A 20,421-nucleotide genomic window follows, 5' to 3' on the forward strand; every position below is an offset into this window, starting at 1 on the left:
AGGTGTCGACGTACGACGAGGTCATCGCCGGACTGCAGGCGACGCTGGCGGCCCGGTCCGGGCCGGAGCGGAGCAGCGTGTTGCGTGAGCTGGCCGCCGCCCACATCGGCCGGTACCGGCTCAGCCCGGGCAACCCGGCGGGGCTGCCCGATCTGACCGCCGCCATCGACGCCTGGCGGGAGATCTACACGGGTCTGGAGTCCGACGATCCGCAACGCTATCCGTACGCCGGGGTACTGGGGCTGTACCTGACGGTCCGGGACCGGGCACACACCCGGTCCTCGGCCGACCGTGAGCAGGCGGTCGCCTTTCTGGAGGAGGCGCTCAGCTATCCGCAGCAGTCGCCGACCGCGCTGGCGATGTACCGGTTCAGCCTGGCGCAGTACTACCTGTTCGAGACGGTGGGCCGCTTCGAGGCCGCGCAACGGGGTGGATCGGCCTTCCACTCCGGGGCTTCCCCTGAGGCCAGGGCCGTCGCCCGGCGTACCGTCGAACTGCTGCGTCTCGCCGCAAAGGAGTTGGACGGGGCCAACGTACAGCTCACCGCCGCCGTCACGCCGCTGCTGACGACGGCGCAGGCGTGGTGGGACCTGCTGGAGTCCTTGGGCTCAGGCTTCGGCGACATCGACTTCCCCCGATTGGCGCAGGCGATGGCCGCGGTACAGCAGCTGAACAAGGACGCCCAGCAGCCGGCGGGCGGGTTGCCCGCCGGGCTGCTGAGCGGAGGGCCGGCGGGCGGCGGGCCGGCGCATGCCGGCGGCCACCTGCCCGACCCGTGGCCTTCGGTGGCCGACCTGCTGGCCCAGGTGTCGCCACAGGACTTCCCGACCCTGGTCGTACGCAGCCGCGAGGCCGATGAGGACCTGTCGCCGGCACCGCCTGTGCAGCCGATCCCCGTCGCGGCGCTCGACCTCCTCGCCGTGCGGCACGAGCTGCTGGCGACGCTGGCCGGCACGGCCGCCGTCCCACCGGTGGACGAGGCACCGATGGAGGCGGCGCCGGTGGAGGCCGGGACGTCGCAGGACGACACCGTGCTGAAGTTGACGGCAGCGTTGTGGCGCACCGACGGTCCGGTGCCGGCGACGACCTTGATCGACCGGGCGGCAGCGCTGGCGACCACCCTGGTCGGCGAAGGAGAATCCGACCCGGTGATCGCCGCGATCGACCGTCTGCTGCTGGCCACCACGCTGTTTCTGCGGAACCGCGACGACGACGGTGGAGGTTGGGGGGACGACACCTGGACCGGCGAGGATCCCGCCGGACCAACCGGAGACTCCGGCACGGACCTGTCGGTGGCGGCCGGACATCTGTTGACGGCCGCGGCCGGTCTGTCGGCCGCGCACCCGGTGGCTGCGGTCGTCCAGCAGGCGTTGGGTGTGCTGCTGGACCAGCGTGGCTGGCTGCCCGGGGTGCTCGGGCCCGCCGATTCGATGCCTGCAACCGACGGGGTGCCCGCCGTCGACGCGGCCCCGGCGGCGGAGCCGCCGTCGGTCGGTGCCGTCGCCGCAGGGGCCCGCGACCTCGGAGCCGACCTGCTGGTGCAGCTCTGCCCACTGCCGGCCGGGGGGCGGCCCGGCGTACCCCGGGTGGGGTTGCTCCTGCTCCGTCCGCAGCCGGCCCGGGTCGACCTGGCCGGTCCGGTGCCGCTTCCCGATCGACCGGGCGGCGTGCCGGGAAGCCTGCCGGGCGGCGAGTTCGGTGCCTGCCTGCGGGCGGCGCTCGGCGAGCGGACCGTACCGGGGCGGGTACTGCTGGTCGTACCCGACGACCTGGCCCGGCACGCGTGGTCGGCGGTGCGCGACGAGGCCGGCCGCCACCTCGTCGCGGACCTGACGATGTCGTACGTCGCCTCCGGCAGACAGGTGATCGAGTTGGCCGGGCGGCGGCGGCTGCCAGCCACGTACACCCCGGTCTTCGTCGCCAACCCCCGGGGCGACCGGGAATGGGCGAGCGTCGAGGCGATGGAGCTGCGCCGGTTGTTCCACCCACGGTCCGTCGGGCTGGGCCGGGTCGTCGAGCAGTCGGACGGGGCAGGTACGCCGGCCCAGCTGCTCGCCTGGCTGCCCGGCCCGGACGGTCCCGGCACCGGGTTGCTGCAGCTCGACTGCGGTCTGGTCGACGCCGAGGCGGGGTACGACGGCGGCGCGGGGTACGACGGCGGCGCGGGCCCCGCGTTGGAGCTGGGGACAGCCGACGAGCCAGCCGTGCTCACCGCCGAGAGCATTCGGCAGCAGGGGCGGCGCCGTCCGGTGGACTCACCCGGCGGTCTTGCGCTCCTGCCGGCCGCCGCTGACCCCGGTGCCGCGATCCGGTTGGCGGACGCGTTGCTGGCCGCCGGGCTGACCGGGGTGATCGGCTGGTCGTGGCCGGTGCCGCGGCCGGTGGCGGCGCTGATGCTCGCGGTCCTGCATGGCAAGCTGATTGACGAGCGGCTGCCGGCGGCCGAGGCGGTCACCGCGGTACGGCGGTGGATGCTCGACCCCGACCGGCGTGGCCCGGTGGCCGGGGCGGCCGGCCACGCCGCGACCATGGCCGGAACCGATCTCACCGATCCGGTCTTCTGGGCGGCCATGTGGCATCGCGGCTCGATCCGGGTGCCGGACGAGTCGTAGCGGTAGCTGGCCGGCGGGGGTCAGCCCGGCTAAGTCAGCCCCGGCTGGAGTCAGCCCCGGCTGGAGATCTGCTGCACGGCCCAGCCGTTGCCGTCCGGGTCGGTGAAGTAGAAGAAGCCGACGTTGTCCAGCGGGTCGGGGACCGGATGGGGATTCTCGCCGAGGACCTGGATGTCGCTGACCGCGACACCGCGTCCGCTGAGCTCGGCGTGCGCGGCCTTGAGGTCGGCGACGACGAGCTGTAGGCCACGGAGCGAACCGGGCGGCATGTCCGGTACGGCGCCCTTGCCGATCACCACGGAGCAGCCCGACCCGGGCGGAGTCAGTTGGATGATCCGTACCTCGTCGTTGATCTTCGTGTCGTGGTCGACGGCGAAGCCGAGCTGTTCGGCGTAGAAGTCCTTGGCCCGGTCCAGGTCCGCAACCGGGACCACGACCACCTCGAGCGTCCAGTTCACGTGTCACCTTCCGGTCGACGGCGCGGCGGTGCTGCCCCGGACGACGAGAGTAGTGCCGATCTCCACCCGGTGTTGCGGCAACACGCCACCGTTGGCCAGCGCGAGCACCATCCCGGCGGCGGTCGACGCCATCTCGTCCAGCGGCTGGCGCACGGTGGTCAGCGGCGGGCAGCACCAGCGGGCGTTGTCGATGTCGTCGAAGCCGACCACGCTCAGGTCCTGCGGGATGCGCAGGCCGAGCCGCCAGGCAGCACTGTAGACGCCGAGGGCCTGCAGGTCGTTGCCACAGATCACCGCCGTCGGCCGGTCAGGCCGGTCGAGCAGGTCCCGGCCGTGCGTCTCGCCGTCCTCGTAGAAGAACCGGCCACTGCGGATCAGATCGTCGTCCAGCCGTACGCCGACGGCCGCCATCGCCGCCCGACAGCCCTCCAGCCGGGCGCGGGCTCCGAGCATGTCGAGTGGGCCGCTGATCACGGCGATCCGGCGGTGCCCGAGGTCCAGCAGGTGGCGGGTCGCGGTGATGCCGCCGTTCCAGTTGGTGGCACCGACCGACGGGGTCGGGTGGGCCGGTTCGCCGACCGGGTCCAGGGCGACCAGGGGGATGGCGCTGGCGGCGAGTTGGGCGTGCTGCTCCGGGGTGAACGCGGAGTAGACGGCGATCACCCCGACCGGCCGGCGGGCCAGCAACTGCTCGGCCCAGGACCGGCCCGGCTCGGTGCGGCCCTGCACCTCGGTGAACCCGACGGCGAGTTCGTTGGTCCGGGCGACCAGCTCCACCCCGCGCAGGATCTCGATCGCCAGGTGGCTCTCCAGCTGGTAGAAGACGACCTCGATGCCAGCGGTCGGGGAGGCCGAGCCGGGCCGCTGGTAGCCGTGCTCGCGCATGAGTGCCTCAATCCGGCGGCGGGTCTCCAGTGCCACTCCGGACCGTCCGTTGAGCACCTTCGAGACGGTGGGTTTCGAGACGCCGGCCAGCTCGGCGATCGTCGCGACGGAGAGCTCGCCACGGCGGCGTCCGCGTCGCTGACCTTCGGGCGGCCTGCCGGCCGCCGGTGGGTTGTCCGGGTGTGTCGGGGCGTGGTCCACGACCGTCGCCAACCTTCCGCTTGATCTGGGGCATCGCCCGGCTCATGCTACGAGGTGTCGAAGCGCTTCTATGTAGATCTCTCGATGCCGGTCCGACGCCGACCTTGAATCTCGAACCGTTTCTATCGATACTAGTAACTGTTTCGAGCCGGAGTAAAGCGGGAGCCTGGGCAGCCCCCGCGTCGGACCCCATCCTGCGTGCGTTCCGGAGGAACCACATGAGACTCATGGCCAAGATGCTGGCCGCCGCCGCAGCAACCGTCACCGCTGCGGCGGCCGCGTTGACCTTCGCTGCACCCGCCTCGGCGGCCACCCTGACCGAGGTCACCAACTTCGGCACCAACCCCAGCAACCTGCGCATGTACCTGTACGTGCCGGACCAGGTCGCACCCCGTCCGGCGATCCTGGTCGCGATGCACTACTGCACCGGCACCGGACCGGCGTTCTACTCCGGCACCCAGTACGCGTCCCTGGCCGACCGGTACGGCTACATCGTCATCTACCCGTCGGTCACCCGTAGCAGCCAGTGTTTCGACGTCTACTCGCCGCAGGCGTTGACCCGCGGTGGCGGCAGCGACCCGGTCGGCATCCGGTCGATGATCAGCTACGTGGAGCAGCGCTACAACACCGACCCGGACCGGATCTTCGCCACCGGTACGTCCTCCGGCGCGATGATGACCAACGTGATGCTCGGCGTCTACCCGGACGTCTTCGCCGCCGGTGCGTCCTTCGCCGGGGTGCCGTTCACCTGCTTCGCCACCACCGGCGGCTCCGAGTGGAACAGCCAGTGCTCCGGCGGGCAGATCGTCCGTACCCCCCAGCAGTGGGGTGACGCCGTCCGCAACAGCCTGCCCGGGTACTCCGGACCGTGGCCCCGGATGCAGATCTGGCACGGCACCAACGACGACACGCTGCGCTACCCGAACTTCGCCGAGCAGATCAAGCAGTGGACCAATGTGCACGGGCTGAGCCAGACCCCGACCTACACCGACAGCCCGCAGGGCAACTACACCCGCACCCGGTACGGCAGCTCCGGCCCGATGGCCCCGGTCGAGGCGATCAGCATGCAGGGCGTCGGGCACAACCTGCCGGTCGACGCCGCCCAGGTGATCCGCTTCTTCGGCCTGGACGGCACCGCTCCGCCGACGACCGCTCCGCCGACGACCGCCCCACCGACGACCGCCCCACCGACCACGGCACCACCCACCACCGCGCCGCCGACCACGGCCCCGCCGACGACCGCACCGCCGACCACCGCGCCACCGACGACCGCACCGCCGACCACGCCGCCGCCGTCCGGGGCCTGCCGGGTCACCTACGGGGTGAACGCGTGGAACAACGGGCTGGTCGCCTCGGTGACCATCGCCAACACCGGCAGCAGCGCGATCAACGGCTGGTCCCTGGCGTTCACCCTGCCGTCCGGGCAGACCATCATCTCCGGCTGGAACGCGACGTACTCGCCGACCAGCGGCGCGGTGACCGCCCGCAACATGTCCTACAACGCCACCATCCCGCCGAACGGCTCACAGAGCATCGGCTTCCAGGCCACCCACTCCGGCAACAGTGGTAGGCCCAGCTCGTTCACCCTGAACGGCACTCCCTGCGCCGTCGCCTGACGTGCGCCGCGGTGGTGGGGCGTCCGACCGGGCGGACGCCCCACCACCCGTACCGTGCGTCGTTCAGCCACCCAGCCAGTGCAAGGGTGGCTGCTCCCCGGTGCGTAGATAGTGGCGGGCTGCTTCGCGGGCCTGTGCCGTGGCGATCCTGGTACGTATGGGCGGCAGCTCGGCCCAGTCGCCGTAGACGTCGAAGGCAACCGGGGCGTCCGCAGGTTCGACGTCAGGGTCGACGGCGTACCGGTTGCCGGTGCCGTGCGGTTGACTGCGGTCCAGCCAGTCGACGAAGGACCGGTCAGGATGCCCGACGCCGATCATGATCGCGCCATGCCGGGTGGGACGGTGGATCTGCACCGCGTACGCGACGCCGTCCTCGGCGGCCTGTCGGTGCACCTGGTCGAGGACCATGTCGAGCTCTTCGACGGTCGACACCTCGACTTCGCGCCCGCGATCGGGCTCCTCCACGGACGGCCCGTCCCACGACACCACGTAGCTCATCGCCGGATACCTTTCCCCGTGCCGGTGTAGACACGCTGCAAGGTGGCGCTGTCGCCGTCCACAGGTACACGGCCAGTCGCTTCCCTTCGGGTATCAGTCCGGGCAGAACCTCGTCACATCCGACGTATTCGCCCCGGGTTACGCAACTCGGCTTGTTTACTACCAGCGTCGCCTCGGTGGGACTGCCAGGTTTACGGAGGACGGCGGCAGCGTGTGCTTCGACGTGTTCACGAGTGACTTGCGCCAATGCGTGCCAGTCTGCCCGGATTCCTGCCCGAGCGTCTGGCGCCCCGCCGCTGCGGAGGGCTCCTCCTCCCTGTGTCAACGGCGGTGAAATCATCTGCTTACCACTCGCATCGTAGAGCAGACCATGAGTCGGACCCTTCCTGCCGCGACGTGGGAGTTGCCGGCTCGCGTCCTGGAGCCACTGGGGAGCCTTGGCTCCGGCTGTCTCGCTGCGTCCGGCCGACGTGCTGTCGGTTGACGCACCATGATGGCCGTCCTTGCTGGTCGGGCGGGCAACCCCGGCCACGGGCACGGCAAAGTCGGAGGGTGTGCGGCTGAGGACTCCGCGTTGAGGTCCGGAGTGGATTTGACGGAACGGGCACGGCTCCGGTGATCTTGAGGTTGTCTACGCCTTCGGATCACCTTGTGGAGTACCGTGCCCGCGCCTGCATCATTGCTGATCAACGCTGTCCAAGGCCAGTCGGGCCAGAGGACACGGCCTGTCCTGTTGGGCCGTGACGGGCAGGAAAGCCTGGTGGCGGCGTTGTCGCGGGTTCCCGATCCGCGAGACGCGCGGGGTGTCCGGCATCGGCTTCCGACGGTGGTCGGGTTGGCCCTCGCCGCGGTCTTGGCCGGAAGTGTGTCGGCGTACGCGGTCGGGCAGTGGATCGCCGGATGTTCGCAGAAGACGTTGAAGGCGTTCGGTGCCCGGGTGGACCCGGCCACCGGAAGGTACGTCGGCCCGGACGAGAAGACGGTGCGGGGGTTGTGTGCCCGACTCGACGGTGACGCGTTGGACGCCGCCATGGGCCGGTGGCTGCAGCGCCGCGCGGACGCGGCGGCGCGGGCGAAAGCCCGGGTCGGGGTGCGGCCGTCGCGGGACCGTAAGGCCTGAGGGGCCTCGCGTTTTCCGGACAGTGGTTCGGCCGGTTCTTTCACGCCGCGATTTGAAGGTTCTCGAACTCTGCGTGGACTTCCCGGGGAGGTCGGTAGCCCACCGCTGAATGCAGACGCTGACAATTGTACCAGAATTCGATGTAGGCAGTAACGTCCCGACGTGCCGCCTCACGCGTGGGATACTTCACACGCGACACGCGTTCGTTCTTCAGCGCACCGAAGAACGATTCCGCCATCGCATTGTCGAAACAAATTCCGGTCCGGCCAGCGGATCGCCGCAACCTCAGATCCCGAAGCGTTCTGCCGTAGTCGTCCGACATGTAGTTGCTGCCCCGGTCCGAATGAAAGATGGCGTTCTTCCTGAGTTCGCGATTCCGGGCGGCGTTACGGATGGCGCGGGAGATCAACGGCGTCTGGTAGTGGTCGTCCATCGCGTACCCGATGACTTCCTTCGTGCAGCAGTCGATGACGGTCGCCAGATACAGCCACCCCTCGCCGGTCGGGATGTACGTGATGTCGCCGACGAGCTTCTCCCCAGGCGCGTCGGCGGTGAACTCCCGGCCGACGAGGTCAGGCACCGTGCCGGACGACGACTGGGTGAGTCCCCACCGCCTCGGGCGGGGCTGGCACGGCACGAGCCCGAGCTCGCGCATCAGCTGGCGGACGAGTTCCGGCCCGGCGGACACGCCCTGGCGCCGCAGTTGCGCGTGGACACGTCGATGCCCGTAGGTGCCGTCAGACGCGGCGAACACCTCCTCGATGGCCGATCGAAGGTGGGCGCGGCGGGTGGCGGTCGCGGAGTCGGGGCGGGTTCGCCATTCGTAGTATCCGGACCTGGACACGCCGAGTTGTTCGCACATGAAGTCGACGGGGTAGGCGTACTTCGCGGTGTCGAGTCGCATCGTCTCGATGAACTCGTACAAGCTCGTTACCGAGGGCCCTTCGCGAAGTACGCCGCGGCTTTTTTCAGGAAGCTGTTCTCCATTTCGAGTTCCCGGTTGCGGCGTTCGAGTTCCTTCAGTCGAGCGCGCTCGTCGACGCCGATCTGTGGGCTGTTCTGGGCGCCGCTGTTTTCCCGCCGGTACTGGCGGACCCAGGAACGCAGCGTCTCCGGATGAACGTCGATCTCCCGGGCAACCTGCGACACTGGCTTGTTCGACTGTAGAACGAGTTGCACTGCTTCTTCACGGAACTCTGGGGTGTATGAGCTTATGCGTGCCATCGCGCTTCTTCCCTCGACTTTCCTAACAGGGTAACCTTATTGGCTCCCTGTCCGGAATCCTCGGGGCACCTCAGGAGGTCAAGGAGGCGCATTTCGTGTTCCCGGTGCTCGACAACCAGCCGACCCTGTTCGACCGGCTCAACGCGCTGGACTGGGCCGGGGTGCCGGTCACCGGGCGCAGTGTGGATGACGACCGGGGCCGCCACGAGGCACGTACCGTCCAGGTCATGCCCGCCCCGCCGGATCTGAACTTTCCGCACGTCGCGCAGGTGTTACTGATCGAGCGCGCCGTCACCGTGAAGGGCCGTACCAGCTACCAGGCGATGCTGTATGTCACCAGCCTCACCGCCGGACAGGCCGACGCCGCTGATCTGCTGGCCTACGTCCGTCAGCACTGGGGAATCGAGGTCCTCCACTGGGTGAGGGATGTGACCTTTCGGGAGGACGCTTCCCGGATCCGTACCGGCAACGCGCCGCGTGTCATGGCGACCCTACGAAACGTGTCGGTCAGCCTCCTGAGAATCCACGACACCACCAACATCGCCGCCGCCCTGCGCTACAACGCCCGCAACAACAGCCGAATCCTCAAACTCCTACAGCTCCAACCAGCCTAAACATCAACCCAGCCGACTTTGCCGTGCCCGTGGCAACCCCGGCGGCTAGATCGAATCCGAGGATTCGCCCGTAGGCGACGACTCCCAAGGCGCTGGCATGAGAAAGCTTCTCGGCTTCGCTGATTCGTCGGATCGAAGTCGTGATGGTCAGGATCGTGTCGGCTACGGCTTGATGTCGGCTGTTGCGGGTGATCGTTTCCAGCTGGGATCGAGAGAATTCAAGATCGCGGCGAATGACCGCCAACCGCTGAGTCTCGGCGGCAAGATCCTTAAGAACGTCTTGGAGTCGGGCACGGACCGCTGCGAGACTCATGGGATCTTCTCCAAGCCGTACGGCTCAAGGTGATCACAGTGATGTCCCCGTCTGCTATCGAGACTAGGGATCGACCCGGTCGACGGTCAAGGCCGGTTTTCTATTGTGTATGATCTTCATGTCAGTCAATACCGTTGATCGTTTTCGACTGGGTGATGGGTTCCGGAGACCCGCAGGAGCAGCCACCGCGGTGGTACGCGGCACCGACGAGACGCCCGATCGGTGGCTCGCGTGACCCGTACGAGATGGAGGACGGCATGCTCAAGGTGGGAATCATCGGTGCGGGCGGCATCGCCGGTACGCACATCGCCGGTTACCAGGAGTTCGGGGAGGACTGCCGGATCACCGCCGTCTGCGACGTGACCCTGACGAAGGCGCAGGAGTGCAGGACGGCCTTCGATCTCACCGATGCCCGCGTCTACGACGATGCCGGGGCCCTGCTCACCGCCGAGGAGTTGGACCTGGTCAGCATCGCGTCGCCGCCGTCGACGCACGCCGACCTCACGATCGCGGCCCTGCGCGCGGGCGTCAACGTCCTGGTGGAGAAGCCGATGGCTCCGTCGTTGCAGGAGTGCGACGCGATGATCTCGGCCGCGACGGAGTCGGGCAAGCTGCTGTCGGTCGTCGCGCAGTACCGGTTCCGCGACGACATGGCCACCTTGAAGGCGGTGCTGGACTCTGGTCTGATCGGGCCCGTGTCACACGTGCAGGTCAACTCGTCCTGGTGGCGGGGGCGGCCGTACTACGACCTGTGGTGGCGGGGGACCTGGGCGTCCGAGGGCGGTGGCTGCACCCTCAACCACGCCATCCACCACATCGACCTGACCATGTGGATGCTCGGCCGTCCGTCGGCGGTCACCGCGATGCTGGTCAACTCGCAGCACGACAACGCCGAGGTCGAGGACCTGTCCGTCGCGATCCTGCAGTACGACCGGGCGCTGGCCCAGCTCACCAGCTCGGTGGTGCACCACGGCGAAGAACAGGAGATCGTCGTCCAGGGCGCGTACGCCCGGGTTTCCCAGCCGTGGCGGACGGTGGCCGAGACCAGTGCACCGAACGGGTTCCCCACGCCGGGCGGCAACCCGGACCTGCTCGCCGACATCGATGCTCTCGCGCAGGCGCACCGCCCGTTGGCGCACGTCGGGCACACCGGCCAGATCGGCGACGTCCTGCACGCGGTCCGCGAAGAGGCGGCACCTGCGGTGAGCGGCACCGACGGACGCAACGCGGTCGAGCTGGTCACGGCGATCTACGAGTCGGGGATCGAACGCCGACCGGTGACCCTCCCGCTGTCCCCGAACGATCCCTACTGCCACCGCGGCACCCTGGTACGGCGTGCGCCGCGGTTCTTCGAGAAGACCGCCGCGGTGCGGGACCTGCCCGGTGCCATTACCGTCGGCGGCACGGCCGACCACGACAACTGAAGGAGACGGACACGTGACGACCGTCAGCGGGGCGACGTACGCTCCGGATCCCGTGCCGGCCCCGGTGGTGGCACCGGGGGAGTTCGTCTTCGCCGCGATCGGTCTCAACCACGGGCACATCTACGGCATGAGTACCGGCCTGCTAGGCGCCGGTGCCACCCTCAAATGGGTGTACGACCCCGACCCGGCCAAGGTCGACGCGTACCGTCAGCGGTTTCCGCAGGCGCGGGTGGCGCGTGACGAGGCGGAGATCCTCGACGACGACGCGGTCCACCTGGTGGCCGGTGCCGCCGTCACCTCGCAACGGTGCGCCCTCGGCCTGCGGGTCATCGCGGCCGGCAAGGACTACTTCACCGACAAGGCCCCGCTCACCACCCTGGAACAGCTGGCCGCCGCGCGCGAGGCGACCGCGCGCACCGGACGCAAGTACGCGGTCTACTACTCGGAGCGGATCCACGTCGAGGCGGCGGTGCTGGCAGGTCAGCTCGTCAACCGGGGTGCCATCGGCCGGGTGGTGCAGGTCATGGGCCTGGGGCCGCACCGCCTGTCCGCCGCCGGCCGCCCGGACTGGTTCTTCGTCAAGGAGAAGTACGGTGGCATCCTCTGCGACATCGGCAGCCACAACGTCGAACAGATGCTGTACTTCACCGGCTCGACCGACGCCGAGATCAGCCACTCCACCGTCGGCAACTTCAACCACCCCCAGTACCCGGAGCTCGACGACTTCGGCGAACTGGGCCTGGTGTTGAACAGCACCGCGACCGGCTACTGCCGGGTCGACTGGTTCACTCCCGACGGGTTGCGCACCTGGGGTGACGGGCGCACCTTCATTCTCGGCACCGACGGCTATCTTGAGCTGCGCAAATACGTCAACGTAGCGACCGACTCCGACTCCGGCCCCGGTCACGTCTTCCTCGTCGACGGCACGGGGGAGCACCACCTGGTCGCCGCCGGTCAGGTCGGCTATCCGTACTTCGGCCAGCTGATCCTCGACTGCCTGCACCGGACCGAGAACGCCATGACCCAGGAGCACGCGTTCAAAGCGGCGGAGCTGAGCGTCCGCGCCCAGCTACAGGCCAGGGTGATCCGCCACGTCGCGCACCGCTGACGTTCGGGCCACCGGAGGCGGTCGAGTCGGTGTCACGATGTGAGGCTGGGATACCTAACCCGAGCCGGGTCAGGTATCCCAGCCTCACATCGTGGGGGAGGGCAGCGGCGGTCAGCTTCGTTCGGCAATGGCCTGCCGGACAGTTCGGATTAGTTGGTCCTTTTGTCGGAGTACGTCGTCTGCCGTGAACCGCAGCACCAGCCAGCCGGCTGCCCGCAGCGCGTTCAAGCGACCCACGTCGCGGCGGAACGTCGCCCGCTCCCGGTGGTGATCACCTTCGTACTCGATGGCGATCCGCCACTGCGGATAGGCCAGATCGACCCGGGCCAGGAGACGCCCGCGCCGCCTCGCATCAGTTGCCGCTGCGCCAGTTCTGGCGTCCGGCGTCAGATCAGAGGCGGGGAGTCGGATCTCGTACTGCGACGTCGGGCGGGGCAGGCCGGCATCGTGCAGCAGCAGGCGCAGCCGCGACTCCATCGGCGACTCGCTCAGCGCCTCGACGAGGGGTAGGAGTTCCCGTACCCGCCGCACGCCGGGCAGGCCGGCGTGGAAGTCGACGTAGCGTGCCAGTGCTTCGCGGCGCAGCACCCGGCTGTGCAGTAGCGCGTCAACGGCGGCCAGCGCGTCGGCGCGCGGCAGCGATCTGGCCAGGTCGAACGCCGTACGGACCTCAGTGGTCAGCGGTATCCCGCCGAACAGTCGTGTCACGTCCTCGCGGCCGAGTGACCGGTGGGCGACGGCCAACCGCGGGTGGGGGCTGGGCCGCGCCGAGCGGGGCAAGGTGACGTGCACCGGGCTGCGGCGCGGCAGCAGGTCGACACCCCAGAGGTACGCGGCGCTCAGGCCGCTGACCGCGCCGCCCGCAGGCATCTTCACCGCCGCCGCCTCGCACCACATCCGGTGGTCGCCATCGTCGAACGCTGCTGCTTGGACATACACGTCGGCAAAGAGCCGACGCCAGGCGGGGCCGGTCAGACTGCGTTTGGTGAGCAGCCCGGCGGCTACCGCGTTGCTGCCAGAGAACGGTCTCAGGCGCAACTCGCGAGGAATCCGGGCGACACGGGGCATCGGACTACTGTGCCGTCTGTGTTCGCGCTTTGCTGTCCCGGCGATGGGTTACGTCACCGATCCGACTGCACGCCACGATGTGAGGCTGAGATACCTTACCCGGCAGGAATAACGTATCTCAGCCTCACATCGTGATGGGAACCATTCACGCTGCTCGATGGCCAGTCGGCGTAGCCGCTGCCACAGTGCCAGACGATCCCCGCCCAGGCGGTTTGGCGCCGAGGAGAGCGGTGACCCTCGCGTGGAACTACAGAAAGACTGTAGTTTCACGCGACCCCGTCGCACGAAACTACAGTTGATGGATGATGATCTGGGGCGCTCTCCGGGCGCTCGACCGTCCCGAAGTCGCCCTTCGGCTCGCTGCTGATGATCTCCAGCAGTGCCTGGTCGCGGTATATCTCCGCCGTATGCCGCCACTGCGTGAGCAGAGTGGCCGTTGAGTCGAGCGCCGCCAGCGTTCTTCCGTCCCGAGCCAGGGCGCCCAACTCCGCGATCAGCTGGTCGACCTCGGAGTCCGGGAGAGATCTCGCCCAGGGCAGCATCTCCGCGAGATCCCGCCGAGCATCGCCAAGGGGTTTCGGTGTCACCTGCTCGCTCCTTCCCGTGAACGCACCGCGAGCGTGCCGAGCGCCAGTACCACGGTCGCTGCCACGGCGGCCAGCACCAACGCCGTAGCCGGCTGGTCACGCAGGACCGGGTAGTCGATCATTGACATGAATGCCTCGTCATAGCCGAGTTGCGTCGTCGCCAGCAGGGCCGCCACGGTCGCGAGCAGCACCACCGCCCGGCGGCGTACGGCAACCGGCAATGCCAGCACCGCGACGAGGCTGAGCCTCGATCCACCGATGAAGGTTTGACCGGCAGGACCCCGGCTACAGAAAGTGCCCTCTGAACTGGAAGGATAGGAGTTCTGACGCTTCTATCACTCGGTTCGAGAGGGCACCTCGCAGGTGAGAATACGCCAGGACGCGCCGGTGGTGCGCGCGACGTTCGACGATCCGAATCTGGTGTCGTGTGCCGGTCTCGTTCCGGTGATGCGCCTTGCCGAGCAGGCCGGTCTGCACGACGCGGTCGCAGACCGGGTCAGGCTACCGACGGACAAGGGCGCGAACCCGGCCGGCAAGGTCGCCACGATCGTGGCCGGGATGCTCGCGGGCGCGGACAGCATCGACGACCTCGACATCGCCCGGCACGGCGGCATGCGGTCGCTGTTCGGCGGCGTGTACGCGCCGTCGACACTCGGGTCGTTCCTGCGTACGTTCACCCACGGGCACGTACGGCAGTTACAGGCCGCCGCCCGCGACACCCTGATCGGTCTGACCGGCCGGGCACCGATCCTGACCGGCGCCGACACCCTGTGCTTCGTGGACATCGACTCCATGCTGCGGCGGGTGTACGGCAAGCAGAAGCAGGGCATCGGGTTCGGCCACGCCAAGGTCGGCGGCTACAACGTCTACCTGCGCGGCTACAACCCCCTGGTCGCGACGCTGTCCACCCCGCTGTCCGCGCCGGTGATCGCCGCCACGAGGCTGCGGTCGGGTAACGCCGGCTCGGCCCGGGGCGCCGCCACCATGATCGCCGAGGCCATCACGACCGCCCGGGCATGCGGCGCTTCGGGGGAGATCATGGTGCGAGCGGACTCGGCGTTCTACGCCAAGACGGTGATCAGCGGCTGCCGGCGTCGTGGCGTGCGGTTCTCGGTCACCTGCCGCATCGACCCGAAGATCCGCGCCGCGTGCGACGGCATCGCCGCCGACCAGTGGGTCGACATCACCTATCCGCAGGCCGTCTGGGACGAAGACGCCGGCCGGTGGATCTCCGACGCGCAGATCGCCGAAACCACGTACACCGCGTTCGCCGGCACCCGACACGAGGCGACCGCCCGGCTGATCGTGCGCCGCGTCCGCCGCGACGACCCGCAACAGATCCCCGGCCAGGACGAACTCCTGCCGACCTACCGGTACCACGCCGTGTTCACCGACAGCCCGTACACCCTCGTCCAGGCCGAAGCCCAGCACCGGCAACACGCGATCATCGAGCACGTCAACGCCGACCTGATCACCGGGCCCCTCGCCCACCTGCCCTCCGGACACTTCAGCGCCAACGACGCCTGGCTGACCTGCGCCGCGATCACGCACAACCTCACCCGCGCCGCCGGACACCTCGCCGCGGGCACCTGGTCGACCGCCAGACCCGCCACCATCCGGACCCGGATCATCACCGTCGCGGCCCGCCTCGCCCACCGGGCCCGCACCATCCACCTACACCTGCCCGAGTACTGGCCCTGGCAGGCGGCGTTCGACAACCTGTTCACCGCCGTCCAGCCGGCACCCGGCTGACCACACCCCACCAGCCGAAACCAGGCGGCCCGACCACAGGCCACAATCCCCGTTCCACCTCGAACCCTCACCCTCGGAGCAAGCCGATCACGTGATCGGCGACTCCCTCACGCCCGCCCCACCACCCCAATACAGAAATGTTCAACCAACATTTAGCGGCAACCGCGTCGGTGGATCGAGGCTGAGCAGTGCGATGAACGTCAGTGCGCCGAACCCGATGCGCGCCACTGGAATGGTGCGGATCGCCACGGTATCGCCGAATCGATCCGCCACCAGCGGCGCGCCAGCGGCGCTGAGCGATGCACACAGACCCATCGCGGCCGCTGCGGCCCAGAACCGGCCCGGAAGCGGTCGCTGCTCGCGGCCACCACTGGTCGCTGGCAGCAGCGACCCGCACAGTGGTACGGCGACGACCACGGCGAGCAGGAGGTGCCAACCGGGCGCGGCATGGTCGCGTACCCCGGTGACCAGCACCGCCAGCTCGGCCGCGACGGCGGTGCCCGCACCGAGCGCCGCTGCCGCGTGCCAGCCGGCGACCAGCGCCGCGACCAGCAGCGCCCAGCCGGCCAGCCGGGCGGTGCCGATCGGGCCGATGATGGTGGTCGGTGCCCGCTCGGCGAAGCGCCACGACCAGGCGGCGGCCTCGACGACGGGGCGGGCCTGGCGGGCCAGCACCAGCACAGCGGCCAGGGTGCCGACAGCGGCCGCTGCCGCCGGCCACGCTCCAGCGAGGGTCGTGGCGCGGGCGGCAGACACTCGTCGCGCGATCGCAGCCTGAGCCATGTCGATCACCTTCCTACCGCTGGCGTATGGCCGGGCTGACTCACCCGGCGGCGGTTCTCCGGATGAGACGGTAGCGGGGCAGGGGCGGATCCGGGCTCTGCCGGTGTTGGTGTTGGTGTTCGCGTACCTGGTTGTCCCAGGTCGCCTGGTCGTAGTCCGGGTCGGGTGGGATCCAGCGGTGTGAGCCGTCGTCGTAGTGCATCGGTTCGTCGCCGGGGCGCAGGATCGACATCGACATCACAGCCAGCCGAGGAAACGCCAGCGGAGGTCGCCACCGTGCCCGGCCGGCAGGTCGGTCATCGCCTCGACCATGTTGGTAGCGAGGTAGATCGACAGGGAGACGCGGGCGTCGGCGTACTCGATTGTGAGTTGTTGCCGGCTGTCCGAGCACGGCCAGGCGTGGCCGCAGCCGGCGCAGGCCCAGCTGGGGCGGGTGGGGACGTGCAGGCTCATCCGGCATCCTCCGGTTGGTCGACGGCGACGATGTGGACGCCGAGGTCGTGGAGCCGGGTGAGTGCGACGTCGGCGCGCCAGCAGCGCCCGGTGGCGGTGAGCGGGTCGCCGCAGGTGCAGTCGCCGGCGCGCGGTGGGTGCCGGTCGACCAGCTCCGTCAGGTGGTCGATCTCGACGTGGCGGGGGACGGGGTCAGTCATCGGCCGGCGCGGTGCGGTCGCTGACCGGGTGGCCGCCGGCCGGATCCGGGCTGGGGTCACCCCATACCCGGGTACGCAGCGACGGGCGGTCGGTGGCCGACAGTGTGGTGTCGGCGAAGTCGACGACGTCGAGGTGGGCCAGCGAGTCCCGCAGCGCGGCGGCGAACCGGGCGGCGGCTTCGATGCTGGTGAGTCGGGTCGGCAGGTGGATGGTCCAGCGCGGTTCGTCGCTCACCAGTGACCTCCGTTGCCGCCAGTCTGGCGCTGGTGCTCCGACTGGTAGACGCCGGCGGGCGGGTCGTTGAACCGGCAGCCGACGTGGCGTTGCCGCCACTGCCGCAGACCTTCGCGCAGCCGGTCGGCCTCGGCACGGTCCACGGCGGCCTGCCGGGTCAGCCGGTCCAACTCGTCGGCGACCTGCCGCAGGTACGCGTACACCGCCGCCGGGTCCAGCCCACGCCACCGCGTGCCAAACTGCACCGCCCTGACCTGCCACGGCTCCACGAGTACGCCCCGTCGATGCACCACCCGCCCCCGCCTGCTCCGCTGCTCCACGACTTCCTCCCCGAACGTCGAGTACTACTCGAGTGATGAGCTTACATGCTGAGAGCATCGATAGAGTGCACATGCTCAGAGAACATGTGTTCAGTTCGTATGCTCCTACCGTGGCGGTATGGGAGAGCTTCGACTGGTGGCGAGCCAGGAGGTGCAGGAGATGCTCGGCGTCTCGCGTACCCGCGCCTACCAGATCACCAACTCGAAGTCGTTTCCTGACCCGGTGGTGGTGCTGTCCGTAGGTCGGATCTGGCGCACCGAGGACGTCGAGCGGTGGATCAAGCAGCACCGACCGGACCTGCACGACACCGAGGGGTAACCGGCCGGGTCGGCCGCTCGGTGCCCATCGCTCTGTGAAGATCCGGTTCGCTGTAGGTGTACGGCTCGTCTACCCGGCAGCTGATGTGGCGTTGCCGCCCTGCCGAGGCGCCACTCGCCCCCCGCCTGCTCCGCTGCTCCACGACTTCCCCCCGAACGTCGATGACAACGACGGCGAGCCTACCAGACCTATAAAGCCTGTAAAGATAGCAAGGGGATGCCGAGGACGGAGGGCGGGATGGTTGCTTGGCTGTACCTATGCCGTACGCCCAGCCGCTTTGGCGCCAGATCAGGGATGATCTGCGGGCGAAGATCAGGGCCGGGATCTACCCGCCGGGCAGCAAGCTTCCGTCGGTCCGGCTGCTGGCCGACGAGTACGACACCAGTCACATGACCGTCCGCCGTGCCGTCGACTCCATGATCGAACTGGATGAGCTTGTCGGGCGAACGGGCATCGGTGTCTTCGTGGCTGAGCAGCCCGAACAGGACTCGTAGCAACTGTCGACCTGCTACCAAGTGAGTCACTGTTCTGTGAAGAGATCCGGTCCGCTGTAGGTGTACGGCTCGTCGACCCAGACCCCGTCGACGCTCCGGAGACCGACCGGGTACGCGGCACCAGCCGGTCGGCCCGGTAGCAGCGCGGCCGCTACGGCGTCCGCCTCGTCCCGGATGCGCTGAGCCGCGCCGCCGGCCAGTTCTTTGTCACGCTGCGGCACGACTGACCCGGGGCTGAAAGTTACGCCGCCTGGCCGGGTATGGGTGTCACCCGGCCAGGCGGCCACCGCCCGTCCGTACCAGGGGTTTCGTGCCGGCGTTCGACGGCGGCTGCCGGAGTCCGAATCGGGCAGTGGCGACACCCCTACCCAGACCACACCCAATAGGCATTGACGTCTCTCGATGGGATGGCTACCGTTTCGAGAGAGTTCCCGAAAGTTTACCGGAAATTCCGGCGCTGTTCGCCCGCCATCCATGCCTGCCCGCCGGGGCGGTGTGGACGGCAGGCAGGGCGCGTCGGCGTCCGACAGCGACCCAGGAGGAACGAACGAGATGACGCAGCTCGTCCTGTTCGCGATCGACATCGGCGCGGTGGCGCTGCTCGTCTTCGGGCTCTACTTCCCGCGCCACCGCCGTCGGGACCTCGTCGTGGCCTACCTCGGGGTCAACGTCGGCGTCCTGGCAGTGGCGAGTGCCTTGAGCGCCAGCAACGTTGGCGCCGGGCTCGGCCTCGGGCTCGCGCTGTTCGGCGTACTGTCGATCATCCGCCTGCGCTCGACGGAGTTGGACCAGCACGAGGTCGCCTACTACTTCTCCGCCCTGGCGCTGGGCATCCTCGGCGCGCTGAGCACCACCTCGATCTGGCTCAGCGCCGGCCTGATGGCCCTCATCCTGGCGGTGATGTTCCTCGGCGACCACCCCCGGCTGCTGCGGCACTACCGCCATCAGATCATGGTGCTCGACTCTGCGGTCACCGACCAGGTCGCCCTGGTCGCGCAGCTGGAGCAACTGCTCGGCGCCCGGGTGCACGGCGCCACCATCCAACGGCTCGACCTGGTCAACGAGACGACCATCGTGGACGTACGGTACTCGCTGGCCGGGCGGCGTACCGCTCCGGCCGCGGCGGGTGCTCCGGCTGCGGCGGGAGCGGGCCGATGACGACGCTCGCGATCGCCGCCGCACTCGGCGAGATGGCTCCGATCGACCTGGCCGAGCTGATCGAGTGCGCCGCGCTGCAGACCAGGGTGGACCGCAAGTACGTCGTGCCGTTGACCGCACTGCCGTCGTTGCTGAGCCAACTGCCTGTCGGTACCCGGGTGCTGGACATCGACGCCGAGCGGTCGTTCCGCTACGAGTCGGTCTACTTCGACACTCCCTGGCTGGCCAGCTACCACTGTGCCGCCTACCGCCGTCGTCGGCGGTTCAAGGTGCGTACCCGCACCTACCTCGACTCCGACGACTGCTGGCTGGAAGTCAAGATCAACGGTGCCCGGGACAGCATCACCAAGCACCGGTTGCCGTACCGGTCGCAGGACCGCAGCACGGTCGCTCCTGGCCGCGAGTTCGTTGACGAGGTGCTCTCCCGGGAGGCGATCCCGGCGGACGGCGACTTCGCCCCGACCCTGGTCACCAGCTACCGGCGCAGCACGCTGCTGCTGCCGGCCACCACCAACCGGAGCTTCAGCCGGGTCACCATCGACACCGAGCTGCGCTGGCAGTGCGGGTCGGCGAGCCTGACGCTGCCGCAGCTCGCCGTCGTCGAGACGAAGTCGAGCGCCGCGGCCGCGGCCGCCGACCGGCTGCTGTGGCGCGGCGGCATCCGACCGATGCGCATCTCCAAGTACGCCACCGGCCTGGCCGCGCTGCGGCCGGACCTGCCGGACGGCCCGTGGCGACGCACCCTGCGTCGGCACTTCTGCGGCATCTCCGCGTCGTCGGGTCGGCCGTCGGGCCCGGCGACGCACCTGACGCCGAGCGTCGTACACCACATCGAACAGGAGGCATCGTGCGTCTAACCGTCCATAGCACCGGAGCCGCGACGGCGGCCGTCCGCGCCGTGGGAGTCGCGGTCGCGGCCACCCTGGTCGCCGGGCTGCTCGTCTCCCACTCGCCGCCGGCCGGTGCCGAGCCGGTCGCC

The 20,421-nt window shown here is 69.2% G+C and carries 26 protein-coding genes and 1 pseudogene; 12 read left to right on the forward strand and 15 right to left on the reverse strand.

Features of this window, described 5'->3' with window-relative positions:
• Positions 1-2 precede the first annotated feature (2 nt).
• Entirely contained in the window at positions 3-2,612 is a 2,610-nt protein-coding gene (locus tag EDC02_RS00840; protein ID WP_158632011.1) for a CHAT domain-containing protein, read from the forward strand.
• A gap of 50 nt (positions 2,613-2,662) precedes the next feature.
• On the opposite strand, the gene EDC02_RS00845 is transcribed toward EDC02_RS00840, so the two are convergent.
• The gene (locus EDC02_RS00845; protein WP_123600275.1) at positions 2,663-3,070 is read right to left on the reverse strand and encodes a VOC family protein; all 408 of its coding nucleotides are present in this window, start codon (positions 3,068-3,070) and stop codon (positions 2,663-2,665) included.
• 3 nt (positions 3,071-3,073) lie between these two features.
• The gene (locus EDC02_RS00850) at positions 3,074-4,156 is read right to left on the reverse strand and encodes a LacI family DNA-binding transcriptional regulator (protein ID WP_123600276.1); all 1,083 of its coding nucleotides are present in this window, start codon (positions 4,154-4,156) and stop codon (positions 3,074-3,076) included.
• Positions 4,157-4,374: 218 nt separating this feature from the next.
• On the opposite strand from EDC02_RS00850, the gene EDC02_RS00855 reads away from it, so the two are divergent.
• Positions 4,375-5,772 (forward strand): PHB depolymerase family esterase, encoded by a 1,398-nt coding sequence (locus tag EDC02_RS00855; RefSeq protein ID WP_199757462.1) that lies wholly within the window; start codon positions 4,375-4,377, stop codon positions 5,770-5,772.
• Positions 5,773-5,835: 63 nt separating this feature from the next.
• On the opposite strand, the gene EDC02_RS00860 is transcribed toward EDC02_RS00855, so the two are convergent.
• Positions 5,836-6,270 (reverse strand): Imm1 family immunity protein, encoded by a 435-nt coding sequence (locus EDC02_RS00860; protein WP_123600277.1) that lies wholly within the window; start codon positions 6,268-6,270, stop codon positions 5,836-5,838.
• Positions 6,271-6,334: 64 nt separating this feature from the next.
• A pseudogene (locus tag EDC02_RS42615) lies at positions 6,335-6,808 on the reverse strand (DddA-like double-stranded DNA deaminase toxin); the annotation flags it as partial.
• Between the two features lie 222 nt (positions 6,809-7,030).
• Here EDC02_RS42615 and EDC02_RS00870 point away from each other — a divergent pair.
• Positions 7,031-7,390 carry a transposase family protein gene (locus EDC02_RS00870; RefSeq protein ID WP_158632014.1) on the forward strand — a complete coding sequence of 120 codons (360 nt, stop codon included), beginning with the start codon at positions 7,031-7,033 and terminating at the stop codon, positions 7,388-7,390.
• Between the two features lie 40 nt (positions 7,391-7,430).
• Here the strand turns inward: EDC02_RS00870 and EDC02_RS00875 are convergent.
• Positions 7,431-8,614, reverse strand: a protein-coding gene (locus EDC02_RS00875; RefSeq protein WP_123600279.1) for an IS3 family transposase whose coding sequence is annotated in 2 segments (ribosomal slippage) — positions 7,431-8,347 and positions 8,347-8,614 — 1,185 coding nt in all. Because the reading frame shifts where the segments join, the coding sequence is not laid out codon by codon here.
• A 56-nt stretch (positions 8,615-8,670) separates the two neighbouring features.
• Between EDC02_RS00875 and EDC02_RS00880 the strand changes: the two genes are divergently transcribed.
• The 4 genes from EDC02_RS00880 (at position 8,671) to EDC02_RS00890 (ending at position 12,073) form a co-directional block, all read left to right on the forward strand.
• The gene (locus EDC02_RS00880; RefSeq protein WP_255500574.1) at positions 8,671-9,228 is read left to right on the forward strand and encodes an ISAs1 family transposase; all 558 of its coding nucleotides are present in this window, start codon (positions 8,671-8,673) and stop codon (positions 9,226-9,228) included.
• 97 nt (positions 9,229-9,325) lie between these two features.
• Complete coding sequence (locus EDC02_RS39430; protein ID WP_148083292.1) at positions 9,326-9,574, forward strand: hypothetical protein; 249 nt, start codon at positions 9,326-9,328, stop codon at positions 9,572-9,574.
• A 122-nt stretch (positions 9,575-9,696) separates the two neighbouring features.
• Positions 9,697-10,965, forward strand: a complete 1,269-nt coding sequence (locus EDC02_RS00885) for a Gfo/Idh/MocA family protein (protein ID WP_233606319.1) — start codon at positions 9,697-9,699, stop codon at positions 10,963-10,965.
• A gap of 13 nt (positions 10,966-10,978) precedes the next feature.
• Positions 10,979-12,073, forward strand: a complete 1,095-nt coding sequence (locus EDC02_RS00890) for a Gfo/Idh/MocA family protein (RefSeq protein ID WP_123600281.1) — start codon at positions 10,979-10,981, stop codon at positions 12,071-12,073.
• 111 nt (positions 12,074-12,184) lie between these two features.
• On the opposite strand, the gene EDC02_RS00895 is transcribed toward EDC02_RS00890, so the two are convergent.
• The 3 genes from EDC02_RS00895 to EDC02_RS00905 form a co-directional block, all read right to left on the reverse strand.
• Positions 12,185-13,141 carry a DUF559 domain-containing protein gene (locus tag EDC02_RS00895; RefSeq protein WP_123600282.1) on the reverse strand — a complete coding sequence of 319 codons (957 nt, stop codon included), beginning with the start codon at positions 13,139-13,141 and terminating at the stop codon, positions 12,185-12,187.
• A 266-nt stretch (positions 13,142-13,407) separates the two neighbouring features.
• A complete protein-coding gene (locus EDC02_RS00900) occupies positions 13,408-13,728 on the reverse strand; it encodes a hypothetical protein (RefSeq protein WP_148083293.1) in 321 nt (106 codons plus the stop codon).
• Entirely contained in the window at positions 13,725-13,958 is a 234-nt protein-coding gene (locus EDC02_RS00905; protein ID WP_123600284.1) for a hypothetical protein, read from the reverse strand. The genes EDC02_RS00900 and EDC02_RS00905 overlap by 4 nt, the downstream gene beginning before the upstream one ends.
• 133 nt (positions 13,959-14,091) lie before the next feature.
• On the opposite strand from EDC02_RS00905, the gene EDC02_RS00910 reads away from it, so the two are divergent.
• Complete coding sequence (locus tag EDC02_RS00910; RefSeq protein ID WP_199757464.1) at positions 14,092-15,480, forward strand: IS1380 family transposase; 1,389 nt, start codon at positions 14,092-14,094, stop codon at positions 15,478-15,480.
• Between the two features lie 141 nt (positions 15,481-15,621).
• Here EDC02_RS00910 and EDC02_RS00915 read toward each other — a convergent pair whose 3' ends face one another.
• Genes EDC02_RS00915 through EDC02_RS00940 form a run of 6 tightly spaced genes read right to left on the reverse strand, consistent with a single transcriptional unit; the run spans position 15,622 to position 17,444 of the window.
• A complete protein-coding gene (locus EDC02_RS00915; protein WP_148083294.1) occupies positions 15,622-16,263 on the reverse strand; it encodes a hypothetical protein in 642 nt (213 codons plus the stop codon).
• Positions 16,264-16,303: 40 nt separating this feature from the next.
• The gene (locus tag EDC02_RS00920) at positions 16,304-16,501 is read right to left on the reverse strand and encodes a hypothetical protein (protein ID WP_370461404.1); all 198 of its coding nucleotides are present in this window, start codon (positions 16,499-16,501) and stop codon (positions 16,304-16,306) included.
• On the reverse strand, positions 16,501-16,716 hold the full coding sequence (locus tag EDC02_RS00925) for a hypothetical protein (protein WP_123600286.1): 216 nt from the start codon (positions 16,714-16,716) through the stop codon (positions 16,501-16,503). The genes EDC02_RS00920 and EDC02_RS00925 overlap by 1 nt, the downstream gene beginning before the upstream one ends.
• Positions 16,713-16,916: a hypothetical protein gene (locus EDC02_RS00930; RefSeq protein ID WP_123600287.1), complete on the reverse strand. Its 204-nt coding sequence runs from the start codon at positions 16,914-16,916 to the stop codon at positions 16,713-16,715. The genes EDC02_RS00925 and EDC02_RS00930 overlap by 4 nt, the downstream gene beginning before the upstream one ends.
• Positions 16,909-17,151: a hypothetical protein gene (locus EDC02_RS00935; RefSeq protein ID WP_123600288.1), complete on the reverse strand. Its 243-nt coding sequence runs from the start codon at positions 17,149-17,151 to the stop codon at positions 16,909-16,911. Before EDC02_RS00935 ends, EDC02_RS00930 begins: the two co-directional genes overlap by 8 nt.
• Complete coding sequence (locus tag EDC02_RS00940; RefSeq protein ID WP_123600289.1) at positions 17,148-17,444, reverse strand: DivIVA domain-containing protein; 297 nt, start codon at positions 17,442-17,444, stop codon at positions 17,148-17,150. Before EDC02_RS00940 ends, EDC02_RS00935 begins: the two co-directional genes overlap by 4 nt.
• Positions 17,445-17,589: 145 nt before the next feature.
• Between EDC02_RS00940 and EDC02_RS00945 the strand changes: the two genes are divergently transcribed.
• Positions 17,590-17,790, forward strand: coding sequence for an AlpA family transcriptional regulator (locus tag EDC02_RS00945; protein WP_199757465.1), 201 nt, complete (start codon positions 17,590-17,592; stop codon positions 17,788-17,790).
• A gap of 257 nt (positions 17,791-18,047) precedes the next feature.
• Positions 18,048-18,284 (forward strand): GntR family transcriptional regulator, encoded by a 237-nt coding sequence (locus tag EDC02_RS00950; protein WP_123600291.1) that lies wholly within the window; start codon positions 18,048-18,050, stop codon positions 18,282-18,284.
• Positions 18,285-18,310: 26 nt separating this feature from the next.
• Here EDC02_RS00950 and EDC02_RS00955 read toward each other — a convergent pair whose 3' ends face one another.
• Positions 18,311-18,505, reverse strand: coding sequence for a hypothetical protein (locus EDC02_RS00955; RefSeq protein ID WP_123600292.1), 195 nt, complete (start codon positions 18,503-18,505; stop codon positions 18,311-18,313).
• Positions 18,506-18,836: 331 nt separating this feature from the next.
• Here EDC02_RS00955 and EDC02_RS00960 point away from each other — a divergent pair, with 331 nt between their 5' ends.
• Both EDC02_RS00960 and EDC02_RS00965 read left to right on the forward strand, forming a co-directional pair.
• Positions 18,837-19,442 (forward strand): DUF4956 domain-containing protein, encoded by a 606-nt coding sequence (locus EDC02_RS00960; protein ID WP_123600293.1) that lies wholly within the window; start codon positions 18,837-18,839, stop codon positions 19,440-19,442.
• Positions 19,439-20,299 (forward strand): polyphosphate polymerase domain-containing protein, encoded by an 861-nt coding sequence (locus EDC02_RS00965; protein ID WP_123600294.1) that lies wholly within the window; start codon positions 19,439-19,441, stop codon positions 20,297-20,299. Before EDC02_RS00960 ends, EDC02_RS00965 begins: the two co-directional genes overlap by 4 nt.
• The last annotated feature ends 122 nt before the right edge of the window (positions 20,300-20,421 follow it).

This window comes from Micromonospora sp. Llam0, from assembly GCF_003751085.1.
Taxonomy (GTDB): Bacteria; Actinomycetota; Actinomycetes; order Mycobacteriales; family Micromonosporaceae; genus Micromonospora_E.